Source organism: Enterobacter sp. GD03975 (assembly GCF_029838645.1).
Lineage (GTDB): Bacteria > Pseudomonadota > Gammaproteobacteria > Enterobacterales > Enterobacteriaceae > Enterobacter > Enterobacter quasihormaechei.
Map to the genome: position 1 here is coordinate 46,680 of NZ_JAOBZC010000009.1, position 16,365 is coordinate 63,044.

General features: G+C 57.1%; 19 protein-coding genes. 17 read left to right on the forward strand and 2 right to left on the reverse strand.

Annotated features, from left to right (window positions below):
* Nucleotides 1–33: 33 nt before the first annotated feature.
* Both bglJ and N5C09_RS15040 read right to left on the reverse strand, forming a co-directional pair.
* Complete coding sequence (bglJ, locus tag N5C09_RS15035; protein ID WP_279749383.1) at nucleotides 34–669, reverse strand: DNA-binding transcriptional activator BglJ; 636 nt, start codon at nucleotides 667–669, stop codon at nucleotides 34–36.
* Entirely contained in the window at nucleotides 666–1,403 is a 738-nt protein-coding gene (locus tag N5C09_RS15040; RefSeq protein ID WP_279749317.1) for a LuxR C-terminal-related transcriptional regulator, read from the reverse strand. Before N5C09_RS15040 ends, bglJ begins: the two co-directional genes overlap by 4 nt.
* A 392-nt stretch (nucleotides 1,404–1,795) precedes the next feature.
* Between N5C09_RS15040 and N5C09_RS15045 the strand changes: the two genes are divergently transcribed.
* From N5C09_RS15045 to N5C09_RS15125, 17 genes are all read left to right on the forward strand, one after another.
* On the forward strand, nucleotides 1,796–2,572 hold the full coding sequence (locus N5C09_RS15045; protein ID WP_107534649.1) for a threonine/serine exporter ThrE family protein: 777 nt from the start codon (nucleotides 1,796–1,798) through the stop codon (nucleotides 2,570–2,572).
* On the forward strand, nucleotides 2,563–3,036 hold the full coding sequence (locus tag N5C09_RS15050; RefSeq protein ID WP_279749318.1) for a threonine/serine exporter: 474 nt from the start codon (nucleotides 2,563–2,565) through the stop codon (nucleotides 3,034–3,036). The genes N5C09_RS15045 and N5C09_RS15050 overlap by 10 nt, the downstream gene beginning before the upstream one ends.
* 44 nt (nucleotides 3,037–3,080) lie before the next feature.
* A complete protein-coding gene (locus N5C09_RS15055; protein WP_063867389.1) occupies nucleotides 3,081–3,533 on the forward strand; it encodes a MarR family transcriptional regulator in 453 nt (150 codons plus the stop codon).
* Nucleotides 3,534–3,617: 84 nt separating this feature from the next.
* Nucleotides 3,618–4,046, forward strand: a complete 429-nt coding sequence (locus tag N5C09_RS15060; protein WP_003856578.1) for an organic hydroperoxide resistance protein — start codon at nucleotides 3,618–3,620, stop codon at nucleotides 4,044–4,046.
* Nucleotides 4,047–4,168: 122 nt separating this feature from the next.
* The gene (gene dnaT / locus N5C09_RS15065; RefSeq protein WP_279749320.1) at nucleotides 4,169–4,714 is read left to right on the forward strand and encodes a primosomal protein DnaT; all 546 of its coding nucleotides are present in this window, start codon (nucleotides 4,169–4,171) and stop codon (nucleotides 4,712–4,714) included.
* Nucleotides 4,711–5,448: a DNA replication protein DnaC gene (gene dnaC / locus N5C09_RS15070; RefSeq protein ID WP_063450743.1), complete on the forward strand. Its 738-nt coding sequence runs from the start codon at nucleotides 4,711–4,713 to the stop codon at nucleotides 5,446–5,448. Before dnaT ends, dnaC begins: the two co-directional genes overlap by 4 nt.
* Nucleotides 5,449–5,521: 73 nt before the next feature.
* Nucleotides 5,522–6,004: a DUF2501 domain-containing protein gene (locus N5C09_RS15075; RefSeq protein ID WP_279749321.1), complete on the forward strand. Its 483-nt coding sequence runs from the start codon at nucleotides 5,522–5,524 to the stop codon at nucleotides 6,002–6,004.
* A gap of 268 nt (nucleotides 6,005–6,272) precedes the next feature.
* Entirely contained in the window at nucleotides 6,273–8,564 is a 2,292-nt protein-coding gene (gene opgB, locus N5C09_RS15080; RefSeq protein ID WP_279749322.1) for a phosphatidylglycerol--membrane-oligosaccharide glycerophosphotransferase, read from the forward strand.
* Between the two features lie 181 nt (nucleotides 8,565–8,745).
* A complete protein-coding gene (locus N5C09_RS15085; protein WP_063867385.1) occupies nucleotides 8,746–9,384 on the forward strand; it encodes an EAL domain-containing protein in 639 nt (212 codons plus the stop codon).
* A complete protein-coding gene (locus N5C09_RS15090) occupies nucleotides 9,381–9,935 on the forward strand; it encodes a LuxR C-terminal-related transcriptional regulator (RefSeq protein ID WP_131636643.1) in 555 nt (184 codons plus the stop codon). Before N5C09_RS15085 ends, N5C09_RS15090 begins: the two co-directional genes overlap by 4 nt.
* 20 nt (nucleotides 9,936–9,955) lie before the next feature.
* A complete protein-coding gene (locus tag N5C09_RS15095; RefSeq protein WP_063450747.1) occupies nucleotides 9,956–10,456 on the forward strand; it encodes a spore coat protein U domain-containing protein in 501 nt (166 codons plus the stop codon).
* A 2-nt stretch (nucleotides 10,457–10,458) separates the two neighbouring features.
* Nucleotides 10,459–11,238 carry a molecular chaperone gene (locus N5C09_RS15100; protein ID WP_279749323.1) on the forward strand — a complete coding sequence of 260 codons (780 nt, stop codon included), beginning with the start codon at nucleotides 10,459–10,461 and terminating at the stop codon, nucleotides 11,236–11,238.
* Nucleotides 11,156–13,450, forward strand: a complete 2,295-nt coding sequence (locus tag N5C09_RS15105) for a fimbria/pilus outer membrane usher protein (RefSeq protein WP_279749324.1) — start codon at nucleotides 11,156–11,158, stop codon at nucleotides 13,448–13,450. Before N5C09_RS15100 ends, N5C09_RS15105 begins: the two co-directional genes overlap by 83 nt.
* Complete coding sequence (locus N5C09_RS15110) at nucleotides 13,441–14,397, forward strand: spore coat U domain-containing protein (RefSeq protein ID WP_193033993.1); 957 nt, start codon at nucleotides 13,441–13,443, stop codon at nucleotides 14,395–14,397. Before N5C09_RS15105 ends, N5C09_RS15110 begins: the two co-directional genes overlap by 10 nt.
* A 129-nt stretch (nucleotides 14,398–14,526) precedes the next feature.
* Nucleotides 14,527–15,267 (forward strand): winged helix-turn-helix domain-containing protein, encoded by a 741-nt coding sequence (locus N5C09_RS15115; protein WP_279749325.1) that lies wholly within the window; start codon nucleotides 14,527–14,529, stop codon nucleotides 15,265–15,267.
* A 1-nt stretch (nucleotide 15,268) separates the two neighbouring features.
* Nucleotides 15,269–15,742 carry a hypothetical protein gene (locus tag N5C09_RS15120; protein ID WP_063867381.1) on the forward strand — a complete coding sequence of 158 codons (474 nt, stop codon included), beginning with the start codon at nucleotides 15,269–15,271 and terminating at the stop codon, nucleotides 15,740–15,742.
* A gap of 29 nt (nucleotides 15,743–15,771) precedes the next feature.
* Complete coding sequence (locus N5C09_RS15125) at nucleotides 15,772–16,278, forward strand: GNAT family N-acetyltransferase (protein WP_279749326.1); 507 nt, start codon at nucleotides 15,772–15,774, stop codon at nucleotides 16,276–16,278.
* Nucleotides 16,279–16,365 lie beyond the last annotated feature (87 nt).

A 16,365-nucleotide genomic window follows, 5' to 3' on the forward strand; every position in this document is an offset into this window, starting at 1 on the left:
TGCGCCAGAAGCACTCTGGCGCACCTCTTAACGCTAAGAGAAGGAAGGAACGGTGAGAGCGCAGCGATGCACTTCCCTGGCGGGGAGATGCGCCAGGATATCCGCCGCATCCAGTAACCCCACGTCAGAATTGACGCCCAGCTTTACCATTGCGTTAAACTTATGCGCCCGAATGGTTTTAATATTGCGTTCAAGCTGTGCCGCAATTTCAGGGATCGAAAAACCCGAGGACATATAGCGCAGTATGGCCCTTTCGGTTGGGCTTAACATGCGATTCTGGCTCATATCCCCTTGATTGTACACGTTATCATTCACCTGATGTGTTTCGCTGAGCAGTGTCTCCAGCCCTTCCAATAATTGCTTTAGCGGAACCGATTTACTGATGATCCCATGTAAGCGAGAAGGCGAAAGCTGGCTGACCAGCCTCGCCTCCATTTCATCAGAAGCCAGCACGATACGCTGGACGTCGCTGTGGGTGAAGGTGAGATCCCGCAAACAGGCCAGACAGTTTCGCCGCTCCTCACGCTCATCAGACAATGAATAGATTACCGAAAAGAATGAGATTTCCGAGAGCGCCGCTCTGAAGCTGTCGAATCGGCTAAACAGATGCACCTGGTAATGGCTCAGGACGGGCATCGCAAAGAGATGCCTCAGCCCCACAGCGCTCATTGAGCAGCTTTCGATGACGGCGATATGTCTTGTTGCAGTGGTCTTTTCCATTCCTCAAACTCTCCATAAGCCGACATTAAACTGAGTTCTCGCATACCCTGAGTACTGCTTATCCACGCGTACATATCGGCATTGCTGCGCAGTGATAAGCGGCGCATTGCACTGTTTTTCTGTGCACTGATCGTTTTATTACTTTTATTCAGCAGCGTGGCTATTTGGTTGATTCCCCAACCTTTACCTAATAAACGCAACACCTTACGTTCAGAGTGGGTGAGCGCGATCGTTTGCTCACTCTCCTCTTCAATATCAGGATTTTCTGGTATTAATAACGTCTGGCTTATTCGCTCGGCACGTTCACTGCCCGCGCGAATAGCGTTAATAACGCCTTCAATCGGTTCCATATCTGAAAGCAGCGTGCTTTCCGGGCGCATAAGCAGCTCTACCGCAAGCGGATAAAGAGGACGCGAGACGAGGAAAATCCAGTGAATATCCCGGTACTGATTCATTAATCCATAATACTGCTCAAGCGTGCCACGCGGATTACGATATTCACCCGAAATATCGGCAATAACGACCCCAGCGCGACGCAGCTGGAGTAGCGTCAACTCCTGCATCGAACGGCAGTACGTTATCTCAAAATCGGGAAAATGGCGCGTCATGACGCCCCCTAACCCATTTTGCATTACGGGTACTCTACTGATCACAACTCCGTGTTTACCATTCAATGGCAACATAGACCCTCCATGTCTTTAATACATTTATTTAATGACGAGCAAACCCTACGAGGTTAAACACGCTTGCATCCCTAAGTACAAAACGGCTTAATACTCGCACTTTCTAAAATATGTCACATGGGTTATGAAACGCCCAATACTGGCTTAATATCGCATAAAGACCATAAATATTTAATTAAAACCACCTGAAAATATCGACAATATGAAATTAGAAATACTTAATGTATTATTTATATATATTCTTCGTTTATATTCATTAAATAAATAAAATACGTTTTCTCTTCCTGACTTCAGACGCGCAGCCAATCGCACAAATCTTGATCTGGCCCAGCACAACGGCCACCGCACTTTGTGTTAAAAGTAAGCAATCTCTCTTCTTTTCAGGGCGTTTCATGCAGGCAGATCGGTCTACGCAGCGTGCCGCAACGCGGCTATGTATTCAGTGCGGGCTTTTCCTCTTACAGCACGGGGCCGAAAGCGCCCTCGTCGAAGAACTTTCCACGCGCCTCGGGCTGGCGCTGGGGATGGACAGCGTGGAGAGTTCCATCTCGTCAAATGCCATTGTGCTGACCACCATTAAGGACGGACAGTGCCTGACCTCCACGCGTAAAAATCACGATCGCGGCATTAACATGCACGTGGTAACGGAAGTGCAGCACATCGTGATCCTTGCCGAACACAAGCTGCTCGATCTCCGGGAGATAGAAAAACGTTTCAACCAAATCAAACCCCTGCGCTATCCGCGCTGGCTGGTTGTTTTGATGGTGGGGCTGTCCTGCGCCTGCTTCTGTAAGCTCAACAACGGCGGGTGGGACGGCGCGGTGGTGACTTTTTTTGCCAGCAGCATCGCGATGTACGTCCGCCAGCTTCTGACGCACAGGCAGCTGCATCCGCAGATTAATTTCTGCATTACGGCCTTTGTGGCGACAACCGTCTCCGGCCTGCTGCTGCGCCAGCCCGTCTTCGCCAGCACGCCTACGGTTGCGATGGCCGCCAGCGTATTGCTGCTGGTGCCGGGTTTTCCCTTAATCAACGCCGTCGCCGATATGTTTAAAGGCCATATCAATACCGGTCTGGCGCGCTGGGCGATAGCCAGCCTGCTGACGCTGGCAACCTGTATCGGGGTGGTCATGGCAATGACGATGTGGGGGTTACGCGGATGGGCGTGATAGATTTTCTGCTCGTACTGGCGCAGGACATGCTCCTGGCAGCCCTTCCCGCCGTTGGATTTGCGATGGTGTTTAACGTCCCCCAGCGTGCGTTACCCTGGTGCGCGCTGCTCGGCGCCATTGGCCACGGCTCGCGTATGGTGATGATGACCGCGGGCTTTAATATCGAATGGTCGACGTTTATTGCCGCCATGCTGGTCGGCAGCATCGGTATCCAGTGGTCACGCTGGTATCTGGCACACCCGAAGGTGTTCACCGTGGCGGCAGTCATTCCTATGTTCCCGGGCATTTCGGCCTATACGGCCATGATTTCCGCCGTAAAAATCAGCCACTTTGGCTACAGTGAACCCCAAATGATCCTGCTCCTGAGCAACTTCCTCAAGGCCTCGTCGATTGTGGGCGCGCTCTCAATCGGTCTGTCGATACCCGGATTATGGCTTTACCGTAAACGTCCGCGTGTATAATAAAATCGCTTGCAATTGTATCGCGCACTATCTATATTCATTTCATGGACGCAAAAACGAACGACACCACCAATGCGCTTCTGCTGGATAACCAGCTCTGTTTTGCCCTCTATTCGGCAAACCTGGCGCTTAACAAGCTGTACCGGCAACTGCTAGCACCGCTTAACCTGACCTACCCGCAATACCTGGTGATGCTGGTGCTGTGGGAGCAGGATGATATTACGGTGTCGGACATTGGCGAGCGGCTGTTTCTGGATTCCGCCACGCTGACGCCCCTGCTGAAACGCCTGGAAAGCGCAGGACTGATCTCCCGCCAGCGCTCCCGTCAGGACGAACGTCAGGTTGCCGTCACCCTGAGCGACGCAGGTCGGGATCTGCAACAGCAGGCCGTGACGATCCCGCATGCCGTGGGCTGCGCCGCGCAGTGTGATACCGACACCATGCTGGCACTTAAACAACAGCTCGAACTGCTGCGCCAACAGCTGCATCGCGCGTGAGGCTATACTTTACGCGTCTAATTTTAACCATATATATCGCGCGCTATTTAATAGTGCACTTAAACACAAGATGAGGAACCTGCCATGTCTTTAGAAAAAGTTGTCTACACTGCCAAAGCCAAAGCAACCGGAGGCCGTGACGGTCGCGCAACCTCTTCCGATGGCGTCCTGGACGTCAAGCTGGGTGTGCCAAAAGAGATGGGCGGCATGGGGGGAGAAGTCACTAACCCTGAGCAGCTGTTCGCGGCGGGCTACTCTGCCTGCTTCCTGGGCGCGATGAAGTTCGTTGCAGCCCGCGATAAATTCGCCCTGCCAAAAGACGCTTTTATTGAAGGCGAAGTGGGGATCGGGCCGCTGCCAACCGGTTTCGGTATCGAAGCGAAGCTGAACATCCACGTTGAAGGGATGGACGCTGCGGAAGCCAAAAAGCTGGTGGATGCCGCCCACATCGTATGCCCGTACTCTAACGCAACGCGCGGCAATATCGACGTGACGCTCAACATCATCGCGTAAACAGCGCCTGTGATTGTTGCCCCGGTGGCGCAGCGCCGCCGGGGAAATCCTCTCCTTTCCTCCCCTCTCTCTGTGCTACCATATCCCTCAATCACGCCCGTAGTAATCAGTTGAGAAGTGTTATGTCCTCCAGAATCCTGACCACCAGCATTGCTGGCCTTGATGCCTTTATGCGCGACCCTCGCGGTGCGTTGACGCGCGCCGAAGGCGGCACGCTCGCGGTATTTGCCGACAACGCCCCGGCGTTTTATGCGGTCACGCCGGAACGTCTGGCGCAGCTTCTGGACATTGAAGCGAGGCTCTCGCGTCCGGCGAGCGACGTCATGCTGGATAATCAGTTTTTTGATGAACCCACCAGCGCCCCGGTGACCGTGCCGATGGGGAAATTTCCCATGTACGCTGGCTGGCAGCCGGATGCCGATTTTCAGCGCCAGGCGGCCTTATGGGGAATAGCCCTCTCGCAGCCCGCGACGCCGGAAGAGCTGGCGGCCTTTACCGCTTACTGGCAGGCTGAGGGAAAAGTATTCCACCATGTTCAGTGGCAGCAAAAGCTTGCGCGCAGCCTGCAAATCAACCGCGCCAGCACCAACGGCCAGCCAAAACGTGATATCAATGCCTTTTCAGAACCGGACAAAAAAATTCCTGATGGATTCCGAGGTGCGAAATGAAAAACGTCGGCGACCTGATGAAACGTTTGCAGAAGATGATGCCAGCTAACGTGAAGCCCGCCTTCACCACCGGTGAAGAGCTGCTGGCGTGGCAAAAAGAGCAGGGTGAAATCCGTGCGGCTGCCCTCGCCCGCGAAAACCGCGCGATGAAAATGCAGCGCACCTTTAACCGCTCGGGCATTCGCCCCCTGCACCAGAACTGCTCCTTCGACAATTATAAGGTCGAATCGCAGGGGCAGATGAACGCCCTTAACCAGGCGCGCCAGTACGTGGATGAATTTGACGGCAACATCGCCAGCTTCATCTTTAGCGGTAAGCCCGGCACCGGGAAAAATCACCTGGCGGCCGCTATCTGCAACGAGCTGCTGCTGCGCGGGAAATCAGTGCTGATTATCACCGTGGCCGACATCATGTCAGCCATGAAGGACACCTTCAGCAACCGCGAAACCAGCGAAGAGCAGCTGCTGAATGATTTAAGTAACGTGGATCTGCTGGTGATCGACGAGATCGGCGTTCAGACCGAATCCCGCTACGAAAAAGTGATCATTAACCAGATTGTCGATCGCCGTTCGTCGTCAAAACGCCCCACCGGTATGCTGACGAACCACAATATCGACGAGATGACCCGCCTGCTGGGCGAGCGGGTGATGGACCGCATGAAGCTGGGCAACAGCCTGTACGTCATCTTCGACTGGGACAGCTACCGCAGCCGCGTCACCGGCAAAGAGTATTAAGACATTTCCAGGGAGCGCCGGAGGAGCAGAGGTATATACTGGAGCCCCTTCCGGCCCTAATGAGTAAGTCATTATGAAAAAACAGTTTCTTTTCAGCATTCTTTCTGGCGCCCTGCTGGTGGCTGGCGCAGCGCAGGCCGCTTCATGGCAGGAGTCGCTTTCCAGCGCGGCGAATGAGCTAACCAAAGAGAGCGGCACGTCTCAGGGCGGGCTGTCCGCCTCTTCCCTCACCGGCCTGCTGGGCAACAGTTCCCAGAGCCTGAGCGCCGGCACGATGAACAACGCCGCGGGCATCCTGGAATACTGTGCGAAGCAGAAGCTGGCGTCCGTGACCGATACCGAAAACATTAAGAATCAGGTGCTGGGCAAGCTGGGCCTGGACACCCAGGAGCAGAAAGCGGATACCAACTATATGGACGGTATTCAGGGTCTGCTGAACGCGCAAAATGGTCAGCAGCTGAACCTGAGCACCCTTGGAAACTCCTCTCTGGCAAAACAGGTGAAAACAAAAGCCTGCGATCTGGTGCTGAAACAGGGCGTTAATTTCCTCTCCTGACCCCCGTTTTCTGCCACAACACGCCGCGTTTATGACGTTACTCCTTCAGCGCGGCGTGAAGCGTGCATTTTTCTCTTTCTCTACCGCCTCAGCGTCCGTCTGTCAGGATGCGACCGTCCTCAAAAAACCGGTTTTATAAACCAAATCCTAACCACAGCACACTTTCGTGACACTAAAATTGCAGCTAAGCGACATCGCAATTACAGTGTATTACCCAAAAAAATAAGCTATTAGCCGGCTAAGCGTCCGGCATGATGAGGATCTGCTGTTGTCAGAGTTACTATCCCTTGTCCTTTTTCTGGCATCCATCGGCGTTTATGCCTGGAAAGCCGGTCGTCACACCTGGTGGTTTGTTGCCACCCTGGTCGTGCTCGGCATTTTTATTGTTTTAAACATTACCTTATATGCCAGCGACTACTTTACCGGCGACGGTATTAACGACGCGGTGCTCTATACCCTGACGAACAGCCTCACCGGCGCAGGCGTGGGCAAATACATTCTCCCCGGCCTGGGGCTGGTGGTTGCGCTGGTGGGTATTTTCGCTGCGCTGGCCTGGGTGCTGCGCCGTCGCCGTCACCGTCCGCATCACCATGGCTACAGCCTGCTGGCGCTGTGCCTGGCGCTGGCCTCCGTGGATGCCAGCCCGGCCTTCCATCAGATTACCGAGCTGGTAAAATCCCAGTCGCGCGATGGCGATCCGGACTTCGTGGCCTATTACAAAGAGCCGGCGAAAAAAATCGACAACCCCAAACTCAACCTGGTCTACATCTACGGGGAGAGTCTGGAGCGCACCTGGTTTGACAACGAGGCGTTTCCGAACCTGACGCCGGAGCTCGGCGCGCTGAAAAATCAGGGCCTCGACTTCAGCCACACCGCGCAGCTGCCCGGCACGGATTACACCATTGCCGGGATGGTGGCCTCCCAGTGCGGCATCCCACTGTTCGCCCCGTTTGAGGGTAACGCCTCTGCCTCAATGTCGAGCTTCTTCCCGCAGAACGTATGCCTCGGCGATATCCTGAAAAACTCGGGCTATGAGAACTACTTTATGCAGGGCGCTAACCTGCGCTTCGCCGGGAAAGACGTGTTCCTGAAATCCCACGGTTTCGATCACCTGTACGGTTCTGAAGAGCTGAAAACTACCGTGGCCGATCCGGCTTACCGTAACGACTGGGGCTTTTACGACGATACCGTTCTGGATGAAACCTGGAAGAAATTCGAGGAGCTTTCTCGCGCCGGTAAACGCTTCTCGCTGTTTGCGCTGACCGTTGACACGCACCATCCGGATGGTTTCGTCTCGCGCACCTGTAAGCGTAAGGGCTACGACATTGACGGCAAAAACAATAAGTCGTTCAGCGCCGTAACCTGTAGCCAGGAGCATATCGCGGCGTTAATCGAGAAAATTAAAGCGTCGCCCTATTTCAAAAATACGGTCATCGTCGTGTCGTCTGACCATCTGGCGATGAAAAACAGCGCCTGGGATGAGCTGAACAAGCGCGATCGCAGCAACCTGTTCTTTGTACTGCGCGGCGATAAACCGCAGCAGGAGGTCATTGCCGCTAAGCGTAACTCGATGGATAACGGCGCTACCGTGCTCGACATTCTGGGCGGCGACAACTTTATCGGCCTGGGCCGCAGCACGCTGTCGGGGCAGTCCCTGTCGGAAATCTTCCTCAACATGAAGGAAAAAATCCTCGCCTGGAAGCCGGATATCATCCGCCTGTGGAACTTCCCGAAAGAGATAAACGATTTCACCATCGATCGGGATAAAAAAACGATCGCCTTCTCCGGCAGCCACTTCCGCCTGCCTCTGCTGCTGCGCGTGTCGGATAAGCGCGTCGAGCCGCTGCCGGAAAGCGAATACTCCGCGCCGCTGCGCTTCCAGCTGGCGGAATTCGCCCCGCGCGATAATTTCGTCTGGGTCGACAGGTGCTACAAAATGGGCCAGCTCTGGTCGCAACAGCTGTCGCTGTCCACCGACTGGTGCGTTTCTCAGGGGCAACTCGGCGGTGAGCAGACCGTGCAACACGTTGACAAACCGCAGTGGCAGGGAAAAACCGCGTTTAACGATACGGTCATTGATACCGCACGCTATCAGCGCAACGTTGACCTGCTGAAAATCGTCGACAACGACATTCGCTACAAAGCAGACAGCTTCATCTTCAATGTTGCCGGCGCGCCGGAAGAGGTGAAGCAGTTCAGCGGAATTTCACGTCCCGAATCCTGGGGGCGCTGGTCTAACGCACAGCTGGGGGATGAGGTGAAAATTGAGTATACCCATCCGCTGCCGGAGAAATTCGATCTGGTGATCACCGCCAGGGCATTTGGTCCCAATGCAAACCGCCCGATTCCGGTGCGCGTCGGTGATAAAGAACAGATGCTGACGCTGAGCAATGATGTCTCCACCAGCACGCTGCATTTTGATAACCCCTCGCACAGCAATACGCTGGTGATCGTGCCGCCAGACCCGCAGTCCACTAACGAAGGAAATATCCTCGGCCATGCCCCGCGCCAGCTTGGGATCGGCATGGTGGAAATCAAAATCGTCAAAAACAGCGGCTAACGCGCGCAAAGCCCGGCTTCCAGCCGGGCGTTTTTTGAAATTATATAATCCTTTATAATGTTTATAAATTAGATAAAAACGCTATATATAAGCAATTTTTATTTATAAATATCCCGCCAAATTCACAATTTATAAAATGTGCAGCTTCTGAATTTACCACGGAGCGTTACGCACTTTTATCATGCTAACCGGCTACAAGTTCGAATCCATCCGGGCACTGCGCAGCGAAAACGTCATTGCCTGGGAGGTATTGTCCACGGCGATGCCTCACGTCGATCTCGAAGACTATTTTTGCTCAATGTCCGCGACGCAGCGTAAAGCGCATTTCTTTGCGCAGCTTCGTCATGCCATGTTCTGCGAAGCGGGCGACAAATATTATCTCAACGCGACGACGGATCTGCTGCTGGAAACGGACTTCCTGGACAGGCTGAAAGAAGAGACGCCCAGCCCGGAGAGGCTTGCTATCGAAGTCACCGATCTTCACAGGCTGGTACACCTTGACGATACGCAAAGCCGGGCCCTGCGGACGTGCATCGCCACGCTGCACCAGTGGGGAATAGAAGTGTGGGCCGACGATGTGTGCGAAGACATTCTTCCCGACCTGCTTGCCAGCCAGATCCGCTTCTGCGGCGTAAAAATTGACAAGCATACCTTCTGGAGCGGACGCACCGAGCGGGAAAAGTTTTTACAGCTCACCCGCCAGTGCAAACGTCTCGCCGGCAAGGTGTTGATAGAAGGCATCGAAACCGCGGGGGATTTCGCACTGGCCCGCGCCAGCGTGGCCGATTACGGCCAGGGTTATCTGTGGGGCAGATCGTGACGTCTTGTATCGTTAACGCTGGCTATCAGGTCATCGTCCTGAGCGAAAACGCCTATTTATGGCTTGGCCTCGAGTGGCTCATCTCGACGGCGGTCACCCCTCGCCCTGATATGTACTGGATCAAAAACGCGAGCCCGGAAGGGCTTGTGCGCCTACAGGAGCGCCTGCTGGATACGCATGCCGGCGCGGACTGGCTGGTATTTACCGATGCGGACCGGGTCAGCGACGTCAACGCCTTCCTTCGCGGCGAGCGGGCGAGAGCGGTGGCGGACAATGTATCGCTTGCCCAGCTGAGCCGCTGTTTTAGCGACACGACCTTCACCTTCGAAAACACCGCCACGCTGACGTATCAGGAGATGCGGGTTTGCATGCTGTTTCATAAAGGATTTAGCCCGGCACGTATCGCGCAAATCCTCAATAAATCACCAAAAACGATCTACACCCACAAGCGTAACGCGATGAACAAATTTTGCTGCCATACCCTGGCGGAGTTTCATCGGAAGCTCTGCCTGCTGGACGCTCAGTCCTCTTCTTTGTCAATGCACCGTTAATCACGTTAGGAAATACAATCATGAGAATTATCTCCACCGCTGTATGTTGTTCAGTTCTCCTGCTTCCTGCCGCTGCAATCGCCGCAGACAACAGCACCGCGAGCGCGACGATGCACGTCTCACTGGAGGTGGTAAAGTCCTGCACCCTCAACGCCAACGATCTCAACTTCTCGCGCCACGGTACGGATGAAGCCGGTGAAATTGAGGCCAGGACGCAGGTCGATATCGTCTGCACCAACGGTACCCCGTTCACCCTTTCCGCGACCAGCAGCGACAGCAGCGAGAACGGGACCTTCTGGCTGAAGCCGGAAAACGGCGAAACGGGCGCGCAAAAGATTGCGTGGAAGCTGTTTGCTGACGAAGGCAAACAGACGCAAATCACCGGCACCGGGGGGCTCACCGATACCGGCAACGGGATGAAACAGGAAGAGACGCTGTATGGCGTGATTGATGCTGGCGCCCTGACGACTGCCCAGGCGGGTACCTACAGCGACGATGTTACCTTAAACCTGGAGTACTGATCGTGCGTCGCTTTCTTCCCTGCTTCATTATCTGGCTCATGATGCTGGCGCTGCTGTCACGCTACGCGCTGGCCGCCACGCTTCAGGTCGCGCCCGTGACGCTCGACATGCAGAGCGGTCAACGCGCAACGGCCGTTTACCTCACAAACAGCGGGAAAACGGCCATCCACGCTCAGATACGGGTGTACGAATGGTCCCAGAAAAACGGCAAGGATGTGCTGGAAGCGACCGAGGAAGTCGTCAGCAGCCCGGCGATGACCTCGCTGGCGCCGGGCCAGCAGCAACTGGTGCGTATTATCGTGATGCAGCCGGGTGCTCATGAACAGGAGCAAAGCTACCGGCTGATCATCGATGAGCTGCCAGACGCCGCGTCCCGTGCGGCCAACCCCAGCGCGGTCCACTTTCTGCTGCGCTATTCGATTCCGGTCTTCATCGCCGGAAGCCAGACAACGCCCGTCAGCCAGGCTGTCCTGAGCTGCGAACAGGCCGACATTCCGGCCACGCTGCGCTGCTATAACGCCGGAAACCGCCATATTCGCCTCAGCCACCTTCAGGTGCTGACGGCCGACGGGCAGGTTGCTGCCGCAGTCAAAGGACTGGCGGGCTATGTGCTGCCGGGACAGACCGCGCTTGTGCCGCTTAAGCAGACTCCCCGCCACGCGCTTAGCACGTTACGCGCCTACATCAATGACGATCGCCATGCCAGCCAGATCCCACTGCGCCCGCTCGCTGCTCGCGCTCCTGCTTTGGCTACCGCTCATGCTGCCAGCAGCCCGGGCTGAACCTCCGGTTGACGCCGTTCAGTGGCTGGCCATTACCGTAAACCACGCCCCGCGTGGCGAGCTGTGGGCCTGCCGCGTAGAGGGCGATGCGCTGTGGATTGGCCGCAGCGACATCGCAAAGCTGGGGCTTCGCGCCCCGGAAGGCCGCAGCGAGTGGGTTGAACTGACGTCCCTGCCGGGCCTGAAGGTCAGCCTCGACGTGCTTTCGCAGCAGGTGTCCATCAGCGCCGAGGCGAAGGCGCTTGAGGGAGAGCAGCACGTGACGTTCGGGAGGCCTCCCTCGCAGTACCGCTATCCTGAAGCGCAGCCCGTCAGCGCTTTTACGCTCGGGTACGCGCTCTATGCCAGCGAGTCCGAGGGAAAACGCCAGCTTAACGCGCAAACCACGCTGTCCGCCTCCGGGCCGCTGCCCGGCCTGTTCAGCAGCAGCTTTTCCAGCCATGCCGGGGAGGAAAACAGCGCGGGTCGCCCCACCCATACGCGCCTTGAAACCCGCTGGCAGCGGGATAACACAGACTCGCTGACCAGCCTGGCCCTGGGAGACAGCATCACCACCGGTACCCGCTGGAGCCGCCAGGTTCGCTTTGGCGGGCTGCACTGGGCGCGCAACTTTGAGCTCAATCCGCAGCTCAACACCGAACCGCGCAGCCGCTACAGCGACACGGCCGTGCTGCCTTCAACGGTCGATCTTTACATCGACGGCCTTAAGCAGAGCAGCCAGCAGGTAACGCCGGGAGATTTTCTGCTCGATACCCTGCCCGCCTTTACCGGCAGCGGGCAGGCGCAGGTGGTGATTACCGACATCAACGGCCAGCGGCGCACCGTTCAGCTCGATTTGTACGGCGCGCCGGGAATGCTGGCGGAGGGGCTCAGCAGCGGCTCGCTGGACATCGGCTGGATGCGGCAAAACTATTCGCTGCGCTCCGATGATTATGCCGCCTCGCCGATGCTCGACGCCGGCTGGCGCTATGGCGTGAATAACCAGCTAACGCTGGCGCTGCATACGGAACAGCAGCGAAAGCTGCGCAACGTGGGAACAGGCGCAGACTGGCTGATCTCTCCCAGTGCGGGCATTCTCAGCCCGCACGTTGCCCTGAGCGACAGCGCCTACGGTAAGGGGATGCAGTGGGGCATCGGCTGGCAGTGGAACGGTAACGGAACAGGATTTTCCGCCAGCACCGTTCGTACCGATGCCGCCTTCGCCGATAACGCCCGCATGAGCGGAGCCGAGCCCGTCCGGCGCAGCGACAGCGTATGGGTCAGCCACGCATTTCCCCACTTCGGCACGCTGGGTGCGGGCTGGGTGCAGCAAAATATACAGGGCAACCGGCAGCGCTATCTCAATGCCTCCTGGTCCGTTTCGCTCCCGGCCCATCTCTCTACCACGCTGAGCTATACCCGCTCGTTTACGGACGGGTCGAGCAACATCCAGCTTATGCTCTCCGTCCCGCTGGGCCGCCAGAATACCCTCTCGGTTCAGGCCAGCCGGGAAAGGCCGCGCGTGGACTATCGTCACCAGCCAGACAATCAGGCGGGCGGCTGGTCCTGGCAGCTGGGGCAGGGCTTTGGCCAAAACCGGGAAAGGTATGCAGACGTGGGCTACCTTGGCCGCGCCGGAGAGTGGCACGTCGGGCTGGAGCAGAGCACTAACGCGGTCAACCAGTACGCCTCGGCCGAAGGCAGCCTGACGCTGCTGGACAACAGCCTGCACGCTTTACGCTACAGCCAGCAGGGGCTGGCGCTGGTCTCCACGCGCGGTATCGGGCACGTGCCGGTGATGCTGGAAAACCGCCGGGCGGGCGAGACCGATGAGAAGGGATACCTTCTGCTGACCGACCTGCCGCGCTACCACAACAGCAAAGTCAGCATCGATCCGCTGGATCTGCCGCCCGACGTCATCGCCCCCGTCACCGACATGTATGCCAGACCGGGCAACAGCAGCGCGGTAAAAGTCGATTTTAACGTCCACCGCGCCGTGACGGTTCAGGCCCGGCTGGTCGACAGGCGCCGCCAGCCGCTGCCGCTGGGCAGCGTCGTTTCAACGCCACACGGCGCCACTATCGTGGGTCGCGACGGGTTTATCTGGCTTGAAGATCCGCCCCTGCCGGGCGAGCTGGTGGTGAAAACCGGTGAAGGCGAGTGTCGGGTCACGCTTCCGGCCCCGCGCACCGCGTCAACCGTAATCAATATTGGAGAACAGCTGTGTCAATAAAAACGCCGTTAACATTGTTGCTTGTGCTGTCCATGAAGGCGATGGCGGCAGCGTGCTGGATTACCTCCCCCGCGGTGATTAACTTCGGCAACGTCGTGCCGGGTAACGCCGCCTCGACCAACACCGAGGTAAAGTTTAGCTGTCAGGCCGATAACTTCGGCACGGCAGAGTACATCAACGTCTGTCTGAGCAGCATCGACGCCCCGCCCTTTCAGATGCTTTCGACGGGCGACCAGGAGGGAAAGCAGTACACCCTGCTGTTTCGCCTGCTTAACGGCCTCGCGCGATCGCAGGAGCTGGGCCCCGCCAGCCGCGGGGATCTCATCCAGCAGACCATCACGGCGCGAAGCAACGCCAGCGTCAGCGGCAGCTTTCCGCTTATCGCCACCCTGCCGGCGGGGCAAAGCCAGCTCCCCGCGACCCACTATTACAACTACAACATGAACCTGCGCATCGCCTGGCACAGCGCTACCCGCCAGGATGCCCTGCAAAGCTGTGCTGATGGCTCCGCAGAGGGGGAACAGGTGCAGGGCGGGAGCAATGCGCAGGCCGAAATCAGCGAGGGATGCTACATAGAGCGTGTCACCCCGCTGAACTTCGGCACCCTGACCAGCACCACCGCGCTGCGCCCCACGCGCTCGACGGCGACCCTCACCACGCGCTGCCCGGCCGGAACCGCATTCACGCTTGCCATGGGGAAAGGCAATCATGCCAGCGGCGACTGGCGGCAGCTTTGCAACGATGAGGGGCAGTGCCTGCGCTATGGGCTCTGGCAGGATGCGGGGGCGACGCAGCGCTGGGGCGATCAAAGCAGCGGCGATACGCTGAACGTCACCAACCCCGCCGGCGGCACGCAGGACTTCACCGTTTACGGGGAGGTTCCGGCCCAGCCCCTGAGCGGGACGGGGGAGTTCATTGACGACGTGATAGTCACGCTGACTTATTAAACTCACCAAAAAACCGTCTGGATCAATGTTATCGGTAACAGTGGCGCTAAAATAACCAACAACGCTGTTTGCTCAGGCGTAATGCCTGTTTTTTTTAATTGAATATCTCTGTTTGTATTACAACAACTTATGAAATACCTGCTTGCTGACGCCCTCGTTTACAACGACGAGGACGGTACCATTGCTCCTGTTAATGCGCCAGACGAGGATGCGCAGATCCTCACCTGTACGGCCAATACCATCCTGAAGCTGCTGGTGAAGCATCACGGGAACGTCGTCGAACGGGAAACGTTCCTCCATGAGGTCTGGGATCGGCGCGGGCTTCAGGGATCCAACAACTCGTTAAACCAGTACATCAGCATCTTGCGCAAAATGCTGGCCAGCCTGCTTCCCGACGTGCTGTTTATCGTCACGGTGCCGAAAACGGGCTTTATGCTCTGCGCGGACGTCACGGTCACGGCGCTGGAGGAAGAGGCGCCAGAGGGCGTAACGGCGAAACCGACATGGCGCGTTCGTCCGGAACTGCTGTTCTGCGGCGCGCTCACGCTGGCGATTGTTGCGCTGTGCGTCTGGATAACGGCCATTAAGCCAGATGCCCCGCAGAGTGAAATTCACCTGCTTACCCATATCGACACGTGTCCGGTTTACACCTTTACGCCGCTGGCGGATGTGTTCCACGACAGGGCAATTGCCCTGGCGCAAAAGCTTCAGCAGGACGGTCATCTCCCGTGTCTGAAAAATTCGATCTTTTACATGCACATCCAGAGAACGCTTTTCTACGGTCACGAAGGGCGGCTGGTGCTATCCCAGTGCTCGCTCACGCACGATAAAGCCAGCGCCTGTCGTACGCTTTACTATTACGAGTGGTGATATGAAACACAAAAAAGTGTGGCTAATACTGGTCCTCAACCTGCTGCTTCTGGGCGCCGCGCTGGCGTGGTATTACTACACGCCCCCGCTGTCGGTGGCCTGCGATGGCAACCTGACCTTCTCCGACAGGCGCGACAACCATGAATTCACGTTCGACGGGGAGATCATAATGCGTTTTCACCCGGATAAAACGGGCTACATCACGCTTAACGGCAACGTCGAGAATGCCCCGAACAGCTGGGAGGTTTCTCGTCAGGAGATGTTTAAATGGCGGCACGTGGAGGGAGAGCTGTATGAAATTATTATTCAAAAAGTGGAGCGCTTCAGCCATGACGCCATGCCGCCGGGGGTATTTGAAAAGTACGTCGCGGGCCTGACGCTGGGGAAAAAAAGGCTCCTGACGATAGAGCGCACGCCGCAGAGCGCGCTGGTGATCAGCAATTTTTACTCGCCGGTGCTGGTTTGCTCGGAGTAATAGCGGTCGCTCAGGCTATACTTCCCGCCATGAACATTGAAATCCGCCCCACAACCTGCGATGACGCAACCGCCCTGCCCGCGATCGAACGCGCGGCCGGGCAGCGGTTTCGCGACGTTCCTGAGCTGGCCTGGCTTGCCGACGGCGACGTAATTTCGGTTGAGGATCACCTCGGCTATGCCGCGCGGGGATTAAGCTGGCTGGCGCTGGCTGACGGGTGCCCGGTGGGCTTTATTCTCGCCGAAGCCCATCCATCATCGCTGTTTATCGTGGAACTGTCGGTTGATCTGGACTGGCAGGGACAGGGGATCGGACGCCAGTTGATTAACCGTGTTGCAGAGCGTGCCCGCGCGCTGGGGCTCGCCTCGCTGACGTTAACGACGTTTCGTGATGTCCCGTGGAACGCGCCGTTCTATGCGCGGCTGGGGTTTGACATGATGGCAACGCTGACGCCGGAGCTGCGTCAGAAACGTGAGGAAGAGGCGGCGCACGGTTTAGCGTATGGTTCCCGCTGCGCCATGCGCCTGCCTCTGTAAAATCGCCCGGTGGCGCTACGCTTACCGGGCCTACAAAAAACGCGTTCCGTAGCCGCGATCCCACACCGTAGGCCGGGTAAGGCGTAG

Coding starts and splice junctions, on each gene's coding strand:
- bglJ (WP_279749383.1), bottom strand. CDS start 669: ATGAGCGCTGTGGGGCTGAGGCATCTCTTTGCGATGCCCGTCCTGAGC.
- N5C09_RS15040 (WP_279749317.1), bottom strand. CDS start 1,403: ATGTTGCCATTGAATGGTAAACACGGAGTTGTGATCAGTAGAGTACCC.
- N5C09_RS15045 (WP_107534649.1), top strand. CDS start 1,796: ATGCAGGCAGATCGGTCTACGCAGCGTGCCGCAACGCGGCTATGTATT.
- N5C09_RS15050 (WP_279749318.1), top strand. CDS start 2,563: ATGGGCGTGATAGATTTTCTGCTCGTACTGGCGCAGGACATGCTCCTG.
- N5C09_RS15055 (WP_063867389.1), top strand. CDS start 3,081: ATGGACGCAAAAACGAACGACACCACCAATGCGCTTCTGCTGGATAAC.
- N5C09_RS15060 (WP_003856578.1), top strand. CDS start 3,618: ATGTCTTTAGAAAAAGTTGTCTACACTGCCAAAGCCAAAGCAACCGGA.
- dnaT (WP_279749320.1), top strand. CDS start 4,169: ATGTCCTCCAGAATCCTGACCACCAGCATTGCTGGCCTTGATGCCTTT.
- dnaC (WP_063450743.1), top strand. CDS start 4,711: ATGAAAAACGTCGGCGACCTGATGAAACGTTTGCAGAAGATGATGCCA.
- N5C09_RS15075 (WP_279749321.1), top strand. CDS start 5,522: ATGAAAAAACAGTTTCTTTTCAGCATTCTTTCTGGCGCCCTGCTGGTG.
- N5C09_RS15085 (WP_063867385.1), top strand. CDS start 8,746: ATGCTAACCGGCTACAAGTTCGAATCCATCCGGGCACTGCGCAGCGAA.
- N5C09_RS15095 (WP_063450747.1), top strand. CDS start 9,956: ATGAGAATTATCTCCACCGCTGTATGTTGTTCAGTTCTCCTGCTTCCT.
- N5C09_RS15105 (WP_279749324.1), top strand. CDS start 11,156: ATGCCAGCCAGATCCCACTGCGCCCGCTCGCTGCTCGCGCTCCTGCTT.
- N5C09_RS15115 (WP_279749325.1), top strand. CDS start 14,527: ATGAAATACCTGCTTGCTGACGCCCTCGTTTACAACGACGAGGACGGT.
- N5C09_RS15120 (WP_063867381.1), top strand. CDS start 15,269: ATGAAACACAAAAAAGTGTGGCTAATACTGGTCCTCAACCTGCTGCTT.
- N5C09_RS15125 (WP_279749326.1), top strand. CDS start 15,772: ATGAACATTGAAATCCGCCCCACAACCTGCGATGACGCAACCGCCCTG.